Source organism: Paraburkholderia tuberum STM678 (assembly GCF_902833905.1).
GTDB lineage: Bacteria > Pseudomonadota > Gammaproteobacteria > Burkholderiales > Burkholderiaceae > Paraburkholderia > Paraburkholderia tuberum.
In genome coordinates, this window is sequence record NZ_CADFGP010000004.1 from 235438 (window position 1) to 254148 (window position 18711).

An 18711-nucleotide genomic window follows, 5' to 3' on the forward strand; every position below is an offset into this window, starting at 1 on the left:
CGCTCTGGCCTTTTTGCTTTTGCGGCGCATTTTGCGCGCGGGAAGATCAGCCCGCGAGCCCGCGCCGGATCACTTCATCCAGCAGCCCGTTCAGGCCGTCCGGATGACTGGCAGCGCGCGTTTTCAGCTCCTCCACCAGCTCGCCGTTGAGCTTGCACGCAAACGGGACGAGGCCTTGCGCCTGATCGAGCTTGCGCTGCTCGCGCCGGTCGATCTTCGGCTCGGTCGCCGCGTTCTTGCCACCGCGGTTCGCGGTCGCCTGTTTCATCGCGTTGCCCAGTTTCAGCGCCTTGTTCTTTTCAAGGTCGGTTTTTTTCATCATCGGAAAGGCCTCTGCCAAATAGATCAACCCGCATTGTACGCAAGCGCGGGGCGTCAGCCGACACGGTCCGGTGCGCCGGCGGAGACGCTGTCCATCAACGCGCGCATCCTCTGCCAATGCGTACCTTCCCAGAACACGCGTCCGCATACATCGCAGGTCACGAAGCGGCTGTGCCGCTGCAGCACGCCGCGCGGCACGCGCGGGCCGGCTTCCTCGCGTGCGATGCGTCGCAGCGGCGCGTTGCATACGAGGCATAGCCGAAACGGTTGCGCGCTGCGCGCGAGGTCGAGCCGCTCGAACAATTCGCGCAACTGCTCGCGCGGCCGCAGCGCGCGCACGTAGCAGCCATGCGTGATGTTGCGGCGTTTGAGCAGCTCGCGGTCGCGCGTCAGCACGATGCGCTGCTGCGCGGCGGCAAGCGCCTCGATATCGGCGTCGGGAAAGTGGTTGTCGTACAGCGTATCGAAGCCCGCAAGCCGCAGAAGCGGCGCGAGGCCGCCGAGATGCGCATCGGCGATGAAGCGCATCACGCGCAACGGACGCTCGCGCACGCGCAGCAGCGGCTGGATGTCGAGCGCCTCGAATTTCGGATAGACCGCGACGCGGTCGCCGTCGGCGAGCGGATGATCAAAACCGACCGAGTCGCCGTTCACCAGTATCAGCTCGACCTCGGTATGCGGCACACCGAGCACTTCGATCATGTGCTTGGTCGTTGCGCCGCGCGCGCAGACGCAGGTGAACGCGCGCCGGCGCAGCGGCCGGGCGATGAAGTCGTTCAGCTCCTCGTAGAAGCGGAATGTCGCGGTGACCATGCCTGCAGTATCGCACCGCTCGGGTTGCGCGTTGTCCTGCGCTTGTCGCATGAGTGTGCTCTACTTCGGGTTCTTTAGAAGACGGAGCGATAGATGGACATCGGTTTTATCGGTCTCGGCGAGATGGGCGCCGCGATGGTTGCAAACATTCTGAAAGCCGGGCACCAGGTGCGCGTGTGGAACCGCTCACCGGAAAAGGCCCAGCCGCTGGCCGGGCTGGGCGCGCAAGTCGTCGCGACGCCGGCTGAAGCGTTTGCGGGCGACGCCGTGTTCTCGATGCTCGCCGACGATGCCGCGCTGCGCGAAGTCATCACCGCGTCGTTGCTCGAACATGCGCCGCGCGGGCTGATCCACGCGAATATGGCGACGATTTCCGTGGCGCTCGCCGAGGAACTGGCGACCGCGCACGCGTCGCGCGGCGTGCATTACGTCGCCGCACCGGTGCTCGGGCGGCCCGACGTCGCGGCCGCGGGCAAGCTGACGATCGTCGCCGGCGGCCCGGCCGAATCGATCGACCGGATCCAGCCGATTTTCGACGCACTCGGCCAGAAGACCTGGCGCATCGGCTCGCTGCCGCAGCAGGCGAACGTGATGAAGCTGGCCGCGAACTTCATGCTCGGCGCGGCGATCGAGACGCTCGGCGAAGCGGCCGCGCTCGTGACGGGCCACGGCCTCGCGATGCAGGACTTTCTCGACGTGATCACGAGCGGCCTGTTTCCGGGACCGGTGTACTCGGGCTACGGCAAGCTGATCGCCGAGCAGCGCTTCGAGCCGGCGCTGTTCAAGGCGCGTCTGGGACTGAAGGACGTGCGCCTCGCGCTCGCCGCCGCCGATGCGGTGACAACGCCGATGCCGGTCGCGAGCGTGGTTCGCGACAGCCTGATCGAGGCGATCGCGCACGGCGACGGCGAGAAGGATTTCGCGGTGCTGGGTCAGGTCGCGGCGCGTCGGGCCGGCCGCTGACGGCGCTGTCGATCCCCGGACGCGAGCGATCGACGCAGCGTGGCCGCATGAGTCGCGCTGGGCGGCAAGGCATAATAGCCGCCCGATCCTGTGTTCGTCGGTTTCGGCGCGATGATGGCGCTGGTGAGGCACTAAGCACCGCGCGTGTCGGCAGACAAGGGAAAACTGAGCCGTACCCATGTGACCGTTGTATGTCTGCAACATTGAGGGTCAACCCTAATTTGCATGTTGCAACGCACCAAGCGGTCTGCTATAGTTCGTCTTGTCTCCTCCATGTCTCCTCTGATATGGATTCAGCCCGCCAACCTAGGTGGGCTTTTTTTTGCCCGGAATTCGCCGCGCGCCCAAAGCGGCGCCGCGACCGCGGAAAATCAAATTCAGAACTTATACGACACGGCCAGGAAGGAAATGATCGGGTTTGCGCGCAGATCCGCCTTCGACACGCCAAGCTCCGTCCCATCGGCCGCCTTGATGATGACCGACGACGTCCTCTTCAGCGGGATATACGTGACCGACGCAACGAGCCCCCAGTGCTCGGTGATGTTGTACGCAAGGCCCGCGTTGAACACCGGCGCCCACGACGACGCCTTCGCCCACGAAAATCCGCGCCGGCCGGCTCGCATCGAGGCTCGCGCCGTTCAGACGGAACGCGCACTGGTTCAGTTTGTTGGTCGGTAGCAGCGTTTCTTGGGTCAGGGAGCCGCTCGCGACCTGGCCCGCGCGCGTCGGGGCGACGGTGCCGGTGGTGGCGGGAATCGGCGACTGGATGTAGCAGATCTGCCACGTCATCTTCGTCGTATCGACCTGCAGTTTGACGAGTTCACCGTCTCCGCCGCCACCGGTGAAGACCGTGCCGTAGTCGAGCGACGCAGGGCACAGCCGCGTTTCGGTCATCGGTCCGTCGCCGGCTCCCATTCCGGCCACCGTCTGCTTCATGTGTCCTGCACTGAGCCGCGCGGGTCGACTGCGCGTTGCGCGCAGCGGGTGCCTGTTGCTTTTATTTGCTGATCTGCGCGCCGATGCCGAAGTACGGCGCGCTCGGCGTATCCGCATTCGCCGACGTCGACGTGATCCCGCCGTTTTCTTCACCCTGAATCACGGTCGCGTACAGTCCGCCCGACGCGATCGCGAGACCGGTATTGCCGGTGCCGTCCTGAACGTTGACGAGACCGGGGCTCGACGCGCCATAGCTCAGACCGAGCGAGCTTTCCGCGGCCGACGTCGACGGATTGATGAATGTCGCGGCCGCGCCCTGGACCAGCGTCGCCGTGTACTTGAAGTTCGAATCCGCGCCGACGTAACCGCCGTCGAAGCCGCCCGAGGCGAGCGGCGTCGCCGCGGCGAGCATTGCGATGCCGGATTCGTCGTCGACCTGCGGGGAGATCAGGTTGCTCGTGTCGACGAGGCCGGTGCGGACCACGAGCGGGACCGTCGCGCCGTTGAGCTGGCCGAGGATCATGTGCGCGGTGCCGTACTTGCCGGTGCGCAGCGGATTGCTGGTGGCGCCGGTGCCCGGCACGATCTGCGGCGGGTTGGCGCTGTCGAAATAGCCGTTGCTGTTCAGCGTCAACGGGTTGCCGGTGCTCAGACACCCGGCCACGCTCGATGACGTGCAGTTGCCGCTCGCGTCGAAGGTTTCGACGGCATTCGTGGCGACGGTTTCGTAGTTCGCGGTCGGCGACAGGTGGTACAGCAGCGCGTTGTAGGTGCCGGCAAGCTTCGTGATGTCGGTCGTCGTGCTCGCGAAGCCGAGGAACGGATAGAAGTCGAAGTGCCGCTTGTTGACCGCGCCGATGGCGGGAACGCCGGGCAGCAGCGTGATGCCTGCATACTGGATCGTCGCGCCCGGAATCCCGCCGCCCGCGACGCACTTGCCGATCAGGATCATCGGCGGGTTGGGGTTGTCGACGAAGTCGGGCGTCGTGTAGGTCGTGCCGTCCGACGCGGTGCCGGTGCCCGCGCCGAGGATGAACGCGCAGCGCGTCTGCTCGGCGGTCGGCAGCATGCCGGTGGGCGGGTGAATCACCGCGCCCGTGATCTGCGTGCCCCTGCGTGTGACGGCGACGCTCGCGCTGGTGAGCGGAATCGGCGACTCGAGCCACTTCAGCGTGTAGGTCATCGCGGTCGCGTCGATATTCAACTGAACGATTTCGCCGCTGCCGGGGCACAGCGTCGCGGTGCTAGCGCTGGGCGTCGGCGCGCCTTGCGTACCGCAACTCGCGCCCGCGCATTGCGCCGGTGTGACGGGGCCCGGATTGTCGGCTTTGCCGCCGCCGCAAGCGATAAGAAAAGGTGCTGTGGCAATAGCCATGGCCAGGCCGCGAGCTATGCCGTGCGACATGCTGCTGGCGGAAAACAATGCAGTGCAATGCAATGAGCGGGCTTTAAAACGAAAAAAGCCGGTCTGCAAAGACCGGCTTTTTTCGTGGCACCGCGGATGCGGGTCGACCCCGCCTAGCGTTTCAAACCGGTGTCTTCGGCCGCGCCGATCGCGAGATTCATGCACTGGATCGCCGCACCCGACGCGCCCTTACCGAGATTGTCCAGCCGCGCGACGGTGACGAAGCGCTCTTCGTTGCCGAACACGAACAGGTCGACGCGGTTGGTGTCGTTGTTCGCCTGCACGTCGAAGAAGCCGTTGTCGAGACTCGCGTCGGCGTTGAACGGCGCGACGTGCACGAACGCTTCGCCCGCGTAGTATTCGGCGAACTGAGCCTGCACGTCCTGCGGCGTCGTCTTCTTCGCGAGCTGGCCCGGCGAGAAGTACGTGGTGACCGCGAGGCCCTTGTAGAAGTCGCCGACGATCGGCGTGAAGATCGGCGCCGACTTCAGGCCCGTATGCGCGGCCATTTCCGGCAGGTGCTTGTGCGTGAGGCCGAGCGCGTACGGGCGCGGGCTTTTGAGTCTGTCGTTGCCGCCGGCTTCGTAGTCGGCAATCATCTTCTTGCCGCCGCCGCTGTAGCCAGTGATCGAATAGGCGTGCGCGGCGAACTCGGGCGCGACGACGCCGCCTTCAACGAGCGGGCGCATCGCAAGCACGAACGCCGAGGCGTGGCAGCCCGGCACGGCGATGCGTTTGGCGGTGCGCAGGCGTTCGCGCTGCGAGCGAGCCAGCTCGGGCAGGCCGTAGGCCCAGTCGGGCGAGGTGCGGAACGCGGTGCTCGCGTCGATCAGCACCGTGCGGTCGTTCTCGACGAGCGAGGCCGACTCGCGCGAGGCGACATCGGGCAGACACAGGAACGTGACGTCCGACGCGTTGATGAGACGACGGCGCTCGTCCAGGTCCTTGCGCTTCGCTTCTTCGATACGCAGGATTTCGACGTCGGCGCGCTGCGACAGGTATTCAAAAATTTTCAGGCCGGTCGTGCCTTCCTGTCCGTCGACAAAAACTTTCGTGCTCATCTCGATCTCACTCGCTGGAAACGGGGCGCGACGCCGCGCCGGAACGTTATTTTAAGACGTCATCGCCGCGACCGTGCGGTGCAGCGCGAAAAAACGACGATGCGCGCACAACGTGACGTCGGCGTGACCCGTTGCGCGGCGAATGGGGCTGATGACCGAAGATGAACCGCAGATGAGCCGCGACGTCGTTTCGGCGCCGTTCAGCCATTAGCCGCGCGCCGCTACCCGCGCGGCGCGATCCAGCGCGCGGTGACGCCCGCAATGCGCGCGCCGAACAGGCGCGCGGTTTCGAGATCGCCCGGCGGCGGCGCTTCGTCGGGCGACGCATCGGCCGCCGATTGCGTAAGCAGACCGGTAAAGCCGCCGACGAAGTTCAGATCGTTGCGCGTCGCGGCCTTCGTGTTCGACGGCATCATGCCGGTGCCGGCCCAGATCATGCTGTGCTGCATCGCCAGCGTGACGAAGTACTGAATGGTCGAGAACTTGTCGCCGTTCATCGTCGCCGAGTTCGTGAAGCCGGCTGCGATCTTGTCTTTCCACGCCTGCGCGAACCACGGTTTCGAACTGGCGTCGGCGAACTTCTTGAAGTCGGCCGACGGGCCGCCCATGTAGGTCGGCGCGCCGAAGATCAGCGCGTCGGCGGCGGCGAGTTCGTCCCACGAGGCGTCGTCGAGGTCGCCGACCGGCATCATCTTCGCCTGCGCACCGGCTTCCAGCGCGCCGGCGAGCACGGCTTCGGCGACCTTCTTCGTGTGGCCGTAGCCACTGTGATAAACGATGACGATCTTCGACATGAAGTGCTCCAGCAAAGCGATCGGGAAGGCGAACGGCGCAAGCCAGGCGATGCGGCGCGGCGGCGCCCCATCACGACCGCGACGGCCGCCACTAGCGCCCGTAATTGACCTCGAGCCGCGCACTGCCGATCGCGGCCGTGCCGATCTCGTGATCGAACATCAACGCGGGACGTCCTTGCGCGAGACGCAGATCGGCCGAGTTCAGCGCGTACACGGTGATGATATAGCGATGCGGTTTGCCGGGCGGCGGGCACGGACCGCCATAGCCGTCGGTATCGAAGTCGTTGCGCGCTTCGACCGCGCCGAGCTTGCGCAGGAAACCGGACGAGCTCGCGTTCTCGGGCAGGCTGTCGACCGTGGCGGGGATGCCCGCGACCGCCCAGTGCCACCAGCCGCGCCCCGGCGCGTCCTCGTCGAACATCGTGATCGCGAAGCCGCGCGTACCGGCCGGCGCGTCGCGCCATGAGAGCTGCGGTGAACGGTTGCCGCCCTTGCAGTCGTTCCGGTCGAACACCTGCGCATTCTGCACGGTGCCGCCCGCGCGCACGCTCGCGCTCGTCAGCGTGAACGGCTCGTCGGCCCGCGCACCGGCACTATGCGCTGCGAATAGCGCAAGCATCGCGCCGACGGCGAGCGATCGATGCCGCCAAGATGAAGCCAGCGAAACAACCAGGCAACGCATGCGCATATGCCGGTTCTCCTGTAAGGGCGCGAGGCGCGGGTCCTCGCGACTGTCGTTGTCCTGAATTGTGCCCCAAGGTCGAATCAAGTCTAACATCAGCGCTGATTAGCTCTGCGACGCAATATGTTCGCGTGCCGCGGAATTCGCAGACAGGAAATCAGCTATAGTAAGGGGGTTGTCGCGCGACCCTTACTGCATTTGACTCGTTTAAATAGCGAGCGTCAAAAGCAGTGTTAGAAGTTGTGGAGACCGGTTTATCCGTCCAGAGGAGGACGATGCAAGTTTCACTCAGGGTCGTGGTGGCAGACGATCATCCGGTTATTCTGTTTGGCGCTGAAAATGCGCTGCTCAAATTTCCCGGTATGCAAGTCGTTGGGCGCGCAAGGCAGTCGACTGAACTTATCAAAATGTTGCAATCCACCGAATGCGACGTGCTCGTCACCGACCTGGCCATGCCGGGCGGTCAGTACGGCGACGGCTTGCAACTCATCGACTATTTGCGCCGCAATTTCCCGGATCTGCCGATCGTCGTGCTCACCATGCTCGAGAACGCCGCATTGCTCAAACGGCTCAAGGAACTTGGCGTGACGTCGGTCGTGAACAAATCGGACGATCTCAGCCATATTGCGCTTGCGGTACAACACGTGGGCCGTCGCATGGCCTATATGAGTCCGTCGGTGAAGGCTGTGCTCGATGGGTTGCGGGTCAATTCAGCCGGCAAGCGCGACGACTCGAAGCTGTCGCGGCGCGAACTCGAAGTCGTGCGCCTGTTCGTATCGGGTATGACGATCAAGGAAATATCGGAGCGTTTGAATCGCAGCATCAAGACGATCAGCACACAAAAAAACGCGGCCATGCGCAAGCTCGGAATCGATCGCGACTCCCAACTATTCCAGTATGCGCAGAGCAATGGTTTGCTGAATCTTTCGTCGAACTCGAGTAAGAACATCGCGAACCAGTCCTGATATCGGCCTCGTTTCGTCCGCCGGGTAATCGGCGATAAACAATCGCGATAAAAAAAGCCGCCTGTTGCGAAACAGGCGGCTTTTTCATTCAATCAGCATAAAGCGGCTAGGTTTTATTGTCACAGCCTTACCGCGATGGCTTTATTGCGGCGTAGACGTCGCACCGCCATGTGCAGCGGACCACTCGGCCGGCGCGTGCAGGAATTTTTCCACTTCGTCGATCGTCTTCGTGTCGAAGTAGTTGTTCTGCTTCGCGACGCGCAGCACGTCCCACCACGTGGCGAGCGCGTGCAGATCGACGTCGATGTCTTTCAGCACCGACACGCTTTCCTTGAAGATGTTGTAGTGGAACAGCACGAAGCAGTGGTTCACCGTCGCGCCGGCGGTGCGCAGCGCGTTGATGAAGTTGATCTTGCTGCGGCTGTCGGTCGTCAGGTCTTCGACGAGCAACACGCGCTGGCCTTCGGTCAGCAGACCTTCGATCTGCGCGTTGCGGCCGAAACCCTTCGGCTTCTTGCGCACGTACTGCATCGGCACCATCAGGCGGTCGGATAGCCATGCCGCGAACGGGATGCCCGCGGTTTCGCCGCCGGCGACCGCGTCGATCTGCTCATAGCCGACGTCGCGCAGGATCGTCGCTTCGGCCATTTCCATCAGGCCGCGGCGCACACGCGGATACGAGATCAGCTTGCGGCAGTCGATATACACCGGGCTCGCCCAGCCGGACGTGAAAATATACGGTTTCTCCGCGTTGAAATGCACTGCTTGCACTTCGAGCAGCATTTTGGCGGTGGTGTCGGAGATCGTCTGGCGATCGAAGCCTGTCATGGGCGGATCCTTCGGAGTGAGCGGGGGAGAAGCGGGCGCTGGGCCCGGTGGCGCAGCAAGCGGGGTATGCCGCGCCATGCTGGGCGGGATACGCGGCCGGGGGAAGAGCACAGACCGGCTTTTGCTGCGCGCGTGGGCCGCTATTTTACCTGAAATGGGTCGCACCGAGGAGGCCGTCGTGCGCGGCGGCGCAGCCGGCGGGCGCTTTGGCGCGCGCATCGTCTTGTGACCGGGTGAGGCCGCCTTTACACTCACGCGACTTTCCCGGGACGCTTCCCACGCAGCCGCCTTCAGACCTACGGAATGCTTTCAATGAACGCCGCTCCACCCGCCTCCGCCTCCACCACCGAAACCCGCTCCGCCGTCCAACCGGGCTATGCGGGCCGCGCGCTGCTTGCGTCGGTGCTGGGCTATGCGATGGACGGCTTCGATCTGCTGATTCTCGGCTTCATGCTGCCGGTGATCGCCGCCGACCTGCATCTGAGTTCCTCGCAGGCCGGTGCGCTGGTCACGTGGACGCTCATCGGTGCGGTGGCGGGCGGCGTGCTCTTCGGCGTGCTCAGCGATTATTTCGGCCGCGTGCGCATCCTGACGTGGACGATCCTGATCTTCGCGGTGTTCACCGGCCTGTGCGCGCTCGCGCAAGGCTACACGGACCTGCTGATCTATCGGACCGTCGCCGGGATCGGGCTGGGCGGCGAATTCGGCATCGGTATGACGCTGGTCGCCGAAGCGTGGCCGGCGTCGCAGCGGGCGCGGGTGTCGTCGTATGTCGGGCTCGGCTGGCAGCTTGGCGTGCTGGCGGCCGCGTTGCTGACGCCGCTGCTGCTGCCGGTGATCGGCTGGCGCGGCATGTTCGCGCTCGGGCTGCTGCCGGCGGTCGGGTCGTTCTTCGTGCGGCGCCGCGTCGAGGAGCCGGCGCTTTTCGACCAACGCGTCGCGCGCGGCATGCGCAAGTTGCCGCTGAAACTGCTGTTCGTCGATGGACGCACGACGCGCGCGAGCCTCGGCGTCACGATCCTGTGCTCGGTGCAGAACTTCGGCTATTACGGGCTGATGCTCTGGCTACCTAGCTATCTGTCGAAGACCTTCGGCTACTCGCTGACCAAATCGGGGCTGTGGACCGCCGCGACGATTCTCGGCATGGCGGCCGGCATCTGGCTATTCGGCATCGCCGCCGACCGCTTCGGCCGCAAGCCGACGTTCCTGTTCTACCAGGCGGGCGCCGTCGTCATGGTGTTCGTCTATGCGCAACTGACGACGCCGATGGCGTTGCTGGTCGGCGGCGCGGCGATGGGAGTGTTCGTCAACGGCATGATTGGCGGCTACGGCGCGCTGATTTCGGAGCTCTATCCAACCGATGCGCGCGCCACCGCGCAAAACGTGCTGTTCAACGCGGGTCGCGCGGTGGGCGGCTTTGGGCCGGTCGTCGTGGGCGCGCTGGCGGCGCGCTACTCGTTCGGCGCGGCGCTCGCGCTACTGGCGTCGATTTACCTGCTGGACATCCTCGCGACCCTGTTTCTGATTCCTGAGCGACGCGGCGCCGAACTCGACTGACCGCGTCGACGAAGCGCGTCCTTCAATCGCTTCGAATACTGCGAATGCGTGGACCATGCGGCCCGCATGGCGCCCCGCCGCGTGGCGGAAAAGCACGGCCGGGTCGTGGCGACGCAGCGTCCTGAGCGCCTGTTTCGCTAATGGCGAGTCCTGTTAACCACGCAGTGCATCGACACGTCCGGGGTGTACACTAATCGACCCGCGAAGCACTCCACATCGTCCCGTGTTCGTCGAGGTAAGACGTCGCGCCTGACCGGGCGCGTGCGAAAACCGCCTCGGTCAGAAGTGGCGCCGAGAATTCGGACAGGTCGGTAAGTGGAAAAGCTGGGACGTGAGTCGGTCATAATGGCCGGCAACAAGGAACCAGAAGATGACGAAACGCAACCGACGGACACACTCACCGGCGTTCAAGGCAAAGGTGGCACTCGCGGCGCTCAAGGGCGACAAGACGCTGGCCGAACTGGCCCAGCAGTTTGATGTGCATCCGAACCAGATCACGGACTGGAAGAAGCAACTGCAAGAGCGTGTTGCCGAAGTATTCGAGACGGGCCAGACATCGGCCGAGCCCCCGGTCGATGTGAAGGTGTTGCACGCGAAGATCGGGCAATTGACTCTGGAGAACGATTTTTTGGAAAGCGCGCTCGGCAAGGCGGGATTGCTGAGCGTAAAGCGATGATTGATCGCGAGCACGCATTGCCGGTGAGCCGGCAGGTGCGGCTGGTGGGCATTGCCCGTTCAAGCGCCTACTACCAACCGCACCCGGTCAGCGAGGCCGATCAGAAGCTGATGCGGCGGCTCGATGAATTGCATCTGGAGTTCCCGTTTGCTGGTGCACGAATGTTGGTTCGCCTGCTCAAACGTGAAGCTATCAGGGTCGGGCGCAAACACGTCGGCACTCTGATGAAGCGCATGGGCATTGAGGCGCTGTACTGCAAGCCGAACACGAGCCGCCGTCATGCGAAGCACAAGATCTGGCCTTATCTGTTGCGGGGCATGACGATCAATCGGGCAAACCAGGTCTGGGCACTGGATACGAGCTATATCCCGATGGCGCGCGGCTTCGTATATCTGACCGCCGTGGTGGACTGGGCCAGCCGAAAGGTACTGGCCCACCGCGTGGCGATTACGATGGAAGCGATGCACGCTGTCGAGGCGTTGGAAGAAGCGTTTGCGAAATACGGGCAACCTGAAATCGTCAACACCGACCAGGGCAGCCAGTTCACCGCGACAGCGTTCACCGACGCCGTGCTCGGCAGGGACATCCGCCTGTCCATGGATGGCAAAGGCGCCTGGCGCGACAACGTATTCGTCGAACGCGTGTGGCGCAGCGTGAAATATGAAGAGGTGTATCTGAAAGCCTATGAATCAGTCAGCCATGCACGCCGCTCCATCGGCGATTACCTGAACCTTTATAACCAGAAACGGCCCCATTCAAGTCTGTCCGATCAGACGCCGGATGAGGCATACTTCGCGACGCTGCCAGCGATCAAATCGGCAGCTTGATGACCCCGGCTCTTCCACTTATAAATTCGATCTGACTGTCCGAACCAACGGCGCCACTTCTGTCGGCTATCGGTCCGACAGATGAAAGCGCTGCAACGATGTGTGTCGCCGGGCCCAATCACTTACGTCTCGCAGGCCTAGAAATGGACGAACAACTCAAGCAAAGCGCTCTCGCATATCACCAGAATCCGAAACCTGGCAAGATTTCGGTGACGCCTACCAAGGCGCTGTCGAACCAGCTGGATTTGTCGCTCGCGTATTCGCCGGGTGTGGCGGCAGCCTGTATGGCAATTCACGAGGAACCGCTCGACGCGCAGAAGTACACGTCGCGCGGCAACCTCGTCGGCGTGATCACGAACGGCACCGCGGTGCTCGGCCTCGGCAACATCGGCCCGCTTGCCGCGAAGCCGGTGATGGAAGGCAAGGGGTGTCTGTTCAAGAAGTTCGCGGACATCGACGTGTTCGACATCGAGCTGAGCGAATCCGATCCGGACAAGCTCGTCGAGGCGATCGCGATGCTCGAGCCCACGCTAGGCGGCATCAACCTCGAGGACATCAAGGCGCCCGAGTGCTTCTACATCGAGAAGAAGCTGCGCGAACGTATGAAGATTCCGGTCTTCCACGACGATCAGCACGGCACCGCGATCATCGCGTCGGCGGCGATCCTGAACGGTCTCAAGGTGGTCGGCAAGAGGCTCGACGAAGTGAAGCTGGTCTGTTCGGGCGCGGGCGCGGCGGCCATTGCGTGTCTGGATCTGCTCGTCAATCTCGGTCTGTCGAAGCAGAACATTCTCGTCGCCGACTCGAAGGGCGTGATCTACGAAGGGCGCGGCAACCTCGATCCGTCGAAGGAGCGCTATTCGGCGCACACCGAAGCGCGCTCGCTCGCCGATGCAATCCGCGGCGCGGACGTGTTCCTCGGCTGCTCGAGCGCCGGCGTGCTAAAGCCGGAGATGGTCGCCGAAATGGGCTCGCAGCCGCTGATTCTCGCGCTCGCGAACCCCGAGCCGGAAATCCGTCCGGAAGAAGCGCGCAAGGTGCGCCCGGACTGCATCATCGCGACCGGCCGGTCGGACTATCCGAACCAGGTCAACAACGTGCTGTGTTTCCCGTTCATCTTCCGCGGCGCGCTCGACGTCGGCGCGACGACGATCACCGAAGAAATGAAGCTCGCGTGCGTGCGCGCGATTGCCGAACTGGCCGAGGAAACCGACCAGGGCGATGAAGTCGCGAAGGCCTACGAAGGCCACTCGCTCGAATTCGGTCCCGAATACCTGATTCCGAAGCCGTTCGATCCGCGCCTGATCATCAAGATCGCGCCGGCCGTCGCGCAGGCCGCAATGGATTCGGGCGTCGCGACGCGCCCGATCCAGGACATGGATGCGTACCGCGAACAGCTCGGCGCGACCGTCTATCGCTCGGGCATGGTGATGCGGCCGGTGTTCGCGGCGGCGAAGTCGGCACCGGCGCGCATCGTGTTCGCGGAAGGCGAAGACGAGCGCGTGCTGCGCGCCGCGCAGTTCGTGCTGCTCGAAAAGATCGCCAAGCCGATCCTGGTCGGCCGTCCGTCGGTGATCGAGATGCGTCTGAAGAAGATGGGCTCGAAGCTCAAGTGCGGCGAAGACGTCGAGATCGTCGATCCGGAAGACGATCCGCGCTATCACAAGTGCTGGCAGGCGTATCACGAACTCGGCGCGCGCGAAGGCGTGACGCCGGACGTCGCGAAGGCCGCGATGCGCAAGTTCAACACGCTGATCGGCGCGATCCTCGTGCGCCTTGGCGAAGCGGACGGCATGATCTGCGGCATGATCGGCCAGTTCCACATGCATCTGAACTTCATCGAGCAGGTGCTCGGCAAGGCCGACGACGTCGAGAACTTCGCCGCGATGAATCTGCTGATGCTGCCGGGCCGCAACATGTTCATCTGCGACACGTACGTCAACGAAGTGCCGACCGCCGAGCAGCTTGCCGACATGACGATGCTCGCCACGCGCGAAATCGAGAAGTTCGGCATCACGCCGAAGGTCGCGCTGCTGTCGAACTCGAACTTCGGCAGCGCGCCGTCGTCGTCGTCGCAGCGCATGGCCGCGGCGCGCAAGCTGATCACGCAACGCGCGCCGTCGCTCGAAATCGACGGTGAAATGCACGGCGACGCGGCGCTGTCGGAGACGGTCCGCAAGGCCGCGTTCCCGGGCACGACGCTCGCCGGCGAAGCGAATCTGCTGATCATGCCGAACGTCGAAGCGGCGAACATCGCGTACAACCTGCTGAAGGTCGTGGGCGGCGAGGGCGTGACGGTCGGGCCGTTCCTGCTGGGTGCGGAAAAGCCGGTGCATATCCTGACGCCGGCCGCGACCGTGCGCCGTATCATCAACATGACGGCGGTCGCTTCGGCGAACGCGCGCAAGTCGGTGAACGCGAAGTAACGTGCATCACGCCTGAAAAAAAGCGGCGGTCCGTGCAGACCGCCGCTTTTCGGTTCAGTTGGGAGAGTCGATCAAGCCGCGTGCTGCGTCTTGCCCGCATCCGGCGAACGCCAACGCGCGAGCAGCTCGTTCCACTTGATGCGCACGCCTTTCAGGTTGTTTTCCTTCACGTGCCCATAGCCGCGGATGCCGTCGGGCAGATTCGCGAGCTCGACCGCGAGCTCGCGTTTCTGAGAAGTCAGCCCGCCGATCAGCTCACGCACCAATGCCTCGTATTCGCCGATCAGCGCGCGCTCGGTGCGACGCTCCCCGGTGTTGCCGAACACGTCGAACGCGGTGCCGCGCAGGAACTTGAGCTTCGCGAGCACGTGCATCGCGCGGAACATCCACGGGCCGTACTTCTTCTTAACCAGATGGCCGTGCGCGTCCTTCTTCGATAGCGTCGGCGGCGCGAGATGCAGGTGCAGCTTCCAGTCGCCTTCGAACGTCGCGTTCAGTTTTTCGATGAACGCCGGGTCGCTGTACAGACGCGCGACTTCGTATTCGTCCTTGTACGCCATCAGCTTGTGCAGGTTCTTCGCGACCGCCTCGGTCAGCGGCATTTGGCCGTCGGCGGAATCGAGCGCTTCTTCCGCGGCTCGCACCTGCGACACCAGCGCGCGATAGCGCTCCGCGTACGCACGGTTCTGCCAGGCGGTCAGATAGTCGGCGCGCTTCTCGATCAGCGTGTCGAGCGCCTTCGGCGTATGCAGCGCGATGATCTTGCCGCCCGCGCTGTCGGCCGGATCGCCGCGTCCCTGCGTTTGCGCGAGCTTGCGTACCGCAGCCAGATCGTGCGCGGCACGCCGGCCCCATTCGAACGCCGCGCGGTTCTTGTCCACCTGCACGTTGTTCAGCTCGATCGCGCGAATCAGCGACTCGTGCGTGAGCGGCACCCAGCCGCGCTGCCACGCATAGCCGAGCACGAACGGGTTCGTGTAGATCGCGTCGCCGAGCAGCGCGACGGCGAAGTGATTCGCGTCGACGGTCGAGACGTTGTCATCGCCGGCCGCGGCGCGCACGTCGGCTTCGGTGCTGCTGCCGGGGAAGCGCCAGTTCGGGTTCTTGATCAGCTCGGCCGTCGGCGTGTGCGCGCTGTTCAGCACGACGCGCGTGCGATCCGCGTGCATCCGCGACACGCATTCGTCGCTGGCGGTGACGATCGCGTCGCAGCCGATCACGAGGCTCGCTTCGCCCATTGCGATGCGGGTCGCGTGGATGTCGGCGGGCTGCTTCGCGATCTGCACGTGGCTCATCACGGCGCCGCCTTTCTGCGCGAGGCCGGTGACGTCAAGCACCGTGACGCCCTTGTTCTCGAGATGCGCGGCCATGCCGAGCAGCGCGCCGATCGTGACGACGCCCGTGCCGCCGACGCCCGTCACCAGAACGCCGTACGGACGGTCGATGGACGGCAACTCGGGATCCGGCACCGGCGGCATTTCGGCGCCGGCGCCCGACGCCGCCTTCGGCTTGCGCAACTGGCCGCCTTCAACGGAGACGAAGCTCGGGCAGAAGCCGTTCACGCACGAGAAGTCCTTGTTGCAGGTCGACTGGTTGATCTGGCGCTTCGTGCCGTACTCAGTGTCGAGCGGTTCGACCGACAGGCAGTTCGACTTCACCGAGCAGTCGCCGCAGCCTTCGCACACCGCTTCGTTGATCACGACGCGTCGTGCCGGATCGGGATACGCGCCGCGTTTCCTGCGACGGCGCTTTTCGGTCGCGCAGGTCTGGTCGTAGATCAGGATCGTGGTGCCCGGAACCTCGCGTAGCTGACGCTGCACGTCGTCGAGCTGGTCGCGGTGGTGAATGTCGACGCCGGGCGCGAGGCCGACGTTTGCCGCGTACTTCTCCGGCTCATCGGTGACGATGACGATCTTCGCCGCGCCTTCGGCGGCGAGCTGATGCGTGATCTGCGGCACGCTCAGCACGCCGTCGACCGGCTGGCCGCCCGTCATCGCGACCGCGTCGTTGTACAGCAGCTTGTAGGTGATGTTCGCCTTCGACGCGATCGCCGCGCGAATCGCGAGCAGCCCCGAGTGGAAGTAGGTGCCGTCGCCGAGATTGGCGAACACGTGCTTGTCGTTCGTGAACGGCGCCTGGCCGATCCACGCGACACCTTCGCCGCCCATCTGGCTGAACGTGCTGGTGCTGCGATCCATCCAGACCGTCATGTAATGACAGCCGATGCCGGCCATCGCGCGCGAGCCTTCCGGCACGTTGGTCGACGTGTTGTGCGGGCAGCCCGAGCAGAACCACGGCTTGCGCTCGACTTCGACGCGCGGCCGCGCGAGCGCCTTTTCCTTCGCCTCGATCACCGCGATGCGCGCGGCGATGCGGGCGCGCACATCCGACGGCAGATCGAACTTGTCGAGCCGCGTGGCGATCGCCTTCGCGATGATCGCGGGCGACAGCTCGTAGTGCGCCGGCAGCAGCCAGTTGCCCATCGGCACCGACCATTCGCCGCCCGCGCCGTCCTTCTCGTCGAACTTGCCGAATACGCGCGGGCGCTGCGCGTCGGGCCAGTTGTACAGCTCTTCCTTGATCGCGTATTCGAGGATCTGGCGCTTTTCCTCGACCACCAGAATTTCGTCGAGACCGCGGGCGAAGGCCTGCGCACCTTGCGCTTCGAGCGGCCACACGCAGCCGACCTTGTACAGCCGGATGCCGATGCGCGAGCAGGTTTCGTCGTCGAGACCGAGGTCGGTCAGCGCCTGGCGCACGTCGCGATAAGCTTTGCCGCCGGTCATGATGCCGAAGCGCGCATGCGGCGAATCGATTTCGACGCGGTCGAGTTTGTTCGCTCGCACGTAGGCGAGGCCCGCGTACCACTTGTAGTCGAGCAGACGCGCTTCCTGCACGAGCGGCGGATCGGGCCAGCGGATGTTCAGCCCACCGTCGGGCATCACGAAGTCTTCCGGCAGGATGATGTTGGTGCGGTGCGGATCGATATCGACCGATGCGGACGATTCGACCACGTCGGTCACGCACTTCATCGCGACCCAGAGGCCCGAGTAGCGGCTCATCGCCCAGCCGTGCAGGCCGAAGTCCAGATATTCCTGCACGTTCGACGGAAACAGCACCGGAAGCCCGCATGCCTTGAAGATGTGTTCGGACTGATGCGCGAGTGTCGAGGATTTGGCGGCGTGATCGTCGCCGGCGAGCACGAGAACGCCGCCGTGCCGCGACGAGCCGGCCGAGTTGCCGTGCTTGAAGACGTCACCGGACCGGTCGACGCCGGGGCCCTTGCCGTACCACATCGAAAACACGCCGTCGTATTTGGCGCTCGGGTACAGATTGACCTGCTGCGAACCCCACACGGCGGTGGCCGCGAGGTCTTCGTTGACGCCGGGCTGGAACACCACCTGATGCGCGGCCAGATGCTTTTTCGCTTTCCACAGCGACTGGTCGAGCCCGCCGAGCGGCGATCCGCGGTAGCCGGAGATGAAGCCGGCCGTGTTGAGGCCGGCGGCGCGGTCGCGTTCCTGCTGCAGCATCGGCAGACGCACCAGCGCCTGGATGCCGCTCATGTACGCGCGGCCGCGATCGAGGGTGTATTTGTCGTCGAGCGTGACGGAAGACAACGCGGCTTCGAGCGAGGCTCGCTGACCTGCGTCTAGCGGGGCATTCATTATGTGTACTCCTCCACTTCAGCTTGGGATCACCAAAACTTTTCTGGCCCCGGCATCTCGTGAATGCTGGGGCCGGGGTCGTCATATTGACGGGTTTTAAGCGATGGTAGCACTGGTGGAAACCCGCCGCAGCGGATCAAAAATCGCCCGCGCACGGTCTGATTTCGGCCGGTTTCGCGACAAGTTGCCGACGTGTTGTCAGCAGTTGTCGCGGATTTCCGCCGGAATGGAGTTGTATTGCGCCTGCGCGTGTAACAAGCTGTAAAACCTACAAATTTGCGGAACCGCAGTGAAAACGACTGTCTAACCCCGACCTGCGAGCGATGCCGAACGCCGCGCATTCTGTGCAGCTTCTGGACAGCAGGGCAGTTAGAAAAGGAGTACGCATGAACACAAGAAACATCCAGACCTTCCTGATGGTTTCCGCCGCTTTCTTCGCGATGAGCGCGCCGGTGCGCTCGAATCCGGGCAGCACGGGGGCACTGTCGAACGCGATCATTCGCACGGCGCAGGTGGCGCCGGCGCGGGTCGACGGTGCGATCGGCAGCGATCGGTACAGGCAGAATTCATGACGCACCGCATCGCGCGCGTCTAATGACGACCGGCCGCCGTTCCGAAGAGAGCGGCGGCGTTGCAACGTAAAAGGGCGAGGATCCTGCGATCCTCGCCCTTTTTTCTTGGTGCGCCAGGCATGGCGCGTAGCGCCGTGACTGGCGCTGTCCGACCCGCTGTGGTGGCGAGCCGGATGACTTGGGGGTGAAAGTCCTCTGCACACCCGGCAAGGGGAAG

At 64.2% G+C, this 18711-nt stretch carries 14 protein-coding genes and 2 pseudogenes; 6 read left to right on the forward strand and 10 right to left on the reverse strand.

Annotated elements, in window-relative coordinates; all coding sequences use genetic code 11:
- Nucleotides 1-46: 46 nt before the first annotated feature.
- Nucleotides 47-322, reverse strand: a complete 276-nt coding sequence (locus HWY30_RS05070) for a hypothetical protein (RefSeq protein ID WP_018418694.1) — start codon at nt 320-322, stop codon at nt 47-49.
- A gap of 53 nt (nt 323-375) precedes the next feature.
- Nucleotides 376-1134, reverse strand: a complete 759-nt coding sequence (locus tag HWY30_RS05075; protein WP_090805537.1) for a Mut7-C RNAse domain-containing protein — start codon at nt 1132-1134, stop codon at nt 376-378.
- A 93-nt stretch (nt 1135-1227) separates the two neighbouring features.
- Between HWY30_RS05075 and HWY30_RS05080 the strand changes: the two genes are divergently transcribed.
- Nucleotides 1228-2097 carry an NAD(P)-dependent oxidoreductase gene (locus HWY30_RS05080; protein ID WP_090802608.1) on the forward strand — a complete coding sequence of 290 codons (870 nt, stop codon included), beginning with the start codon at nt 1228-1230 and terminating at the stop codon, nt 2095-2097.
- A gap of 377 nt (nt 2098-2474) precedes the next feature.
- On the opposite strand, the pseudogene HWY30_RS05085 reads toward HWY30_RS05080, so the two are convergent.
- The 6 genes and pseudogenes from HWY30_RS05085 to HWY30_RS05110 form a co-directional block, all read right to left on the reverse strand.
- Nucleotides 2475-2690 (reverse strand): annotated as a pseudogene (locus HWY30_RS05085) (OmpW family outer membrane protein); the annotation flags it as partial.
- Nucleotides 2623-3033, reverse strand: a pseudogene (locus HWY30_RS05090) (DUF2957 domain-containing protein); the annotation flags it as partial. The pseudogenes HWY30_RS05090 and HWY30_RS05085, both read right to left, overlap by 68 nt.
- 61 nt (nt 3034-3094) lie before the next feature.
- A complete protein-coding gene (locus HWY30_RS05095; RefSeq protein WP_090805539.1) occupies nt 3095-4438 on the reverse strand; it encodes a DUF2957 domain-containing protein in 1344 nt (447 codons plus the stop codon).
- A gap of 113 nt (nt 4439-4551) precedes the next feature.
- On the reverse strand, nt 4552-5499 hold the full coding sequence (argC, locus tag HWY30_RS05100) for an N-acetyl-gamma-glutamyl-phosphate reductase (RefSeq protein WP_090802609.1): 948 nt from the start codon (nt 5497-5499) through the stop codon (nt 4552-4554).
- A gap of 221 nt (nt 5500-5720) precedes the next feature.
- Nucleotides 5721-6293, reverse strand: coding sequence for a flavodoxin family protein (locus tag HWY30_RS05105; protein WP_026225500.1), 573 nt, complete (start codon nt 6291-6293; stop codon nt 5721-5723).
- Between the two features lie 91 nt (nt 6294-6384).
- Entirely contained in the window at nt 6385-6981 is a 597-nt protein-coding gene (locus tag HWY30_RS05110; protein ID WP_090802611.1) for a YbhB/YbcL family Raf kinase inhibitor-like protein, read from the reverse strand.
- A gap of 269 nt (nt 6982-7250) precedes the next feature.
- On the opposite strand from HWY30_RS05110, the gene HWY30_RS05115 reads away from it, so the two are divergent.
- Nucleotides 7251-7940, forward strand: coding sequence for a response regulator (locus tag HWY30_RS05115; protein ID WP_090802612.1), 690 nt, complete (start codon nt 7251-7253; stop codon nt 7938-7940).
- A 141-nt stretch (nt 7941-8081) separates the two neighbouring features.
- Here HWY30_RS05115 and HWY30_RS05120 read toward each other — a convergent pair whose 3' ends face one another.
- Entirely contained in the window at nt 8082-8768 is a 687-nt protein-coding gene (locus tag HWY30_RS05120) for an orotate phosphoribosyltransferase (protein ID WP_018418686.1), read from the reverse strand.
- 312 nt (nt 8769-9080) lie between these two features.
- Here HWY30_RS05120 and HWY30_RS05125 point away from each other — a divergent pair, with 312 nt between their 5' ends.
- From HWY30_RS05125 to HWY30_RS05135, 3 genes are all read left to right on the forward strand, one after another.
- Nucleotides 9081-10325 (forward strand): MFS transporter, encoded by a 1245-nt coding sequence (locus tag HWY30_RS05125; RefSeq protein WP_090802615.1) that lies wholly within the window; start codon nt 9081-9083, stop codon nt 10323-10325.
- Nucleotides 10326-10695: 370 nt separating this feature from the next.
- Nucleotides 10696-11828 (forward strand): IS3 family transposase gene (locus HWY30_RS05130; RefSeq protein WP_090802001.1). Its coding sequence is split into 2 segments (ribosomal slippage): nt 10696-10957 and nt 10957-11828, totalling 1134 coding nucleotides; the frame shifts between segments, so codons are not numbered across the junction.
- 143 nt (nt 11829-11971) lie between these two features.
- Entirely contained in the window at nt 11972-14254 is a 2283-nt protein-coding gene (locus HWY30_RS05135) for an NADP-dependent malic enzyme (RefSeq protein WP_090802617.1), read from the forward strand.
- Between the two features lie 71 nt (nt 14255-14325).
- Here HWY30_RS05135 and HWY30_RS05140 read toward each other — a convergent pair whose 3' ends face one another.
- Entirely contained in the window at nt 14326-17922 is a 3597-nt protein-coding gene (locus tag HWY30_RS05140) for an indolepyruvate ferredoxin oxidoreductase family protein (RefSeq protein ID WP_090802618.1), read from the reverse strand.
- A gap of 386 nt (nt 17923-18308) precedes the next feature.
- Here HWY30_RS05140 and HWY30_RS05145 point away from each other — a divergent pair, with 386 nt between their 5' ends.
- Entirely contained in the window at nt 18309-18494 is a 186-nt protein-coding gene (locus HWY30_RS05145; RefSeq protein ID WP_090802620.1) for a hypothetical protein, read from the forward strand.
- Nucleotides 18495-18711 lie beyond the last annotated feature (217 nt).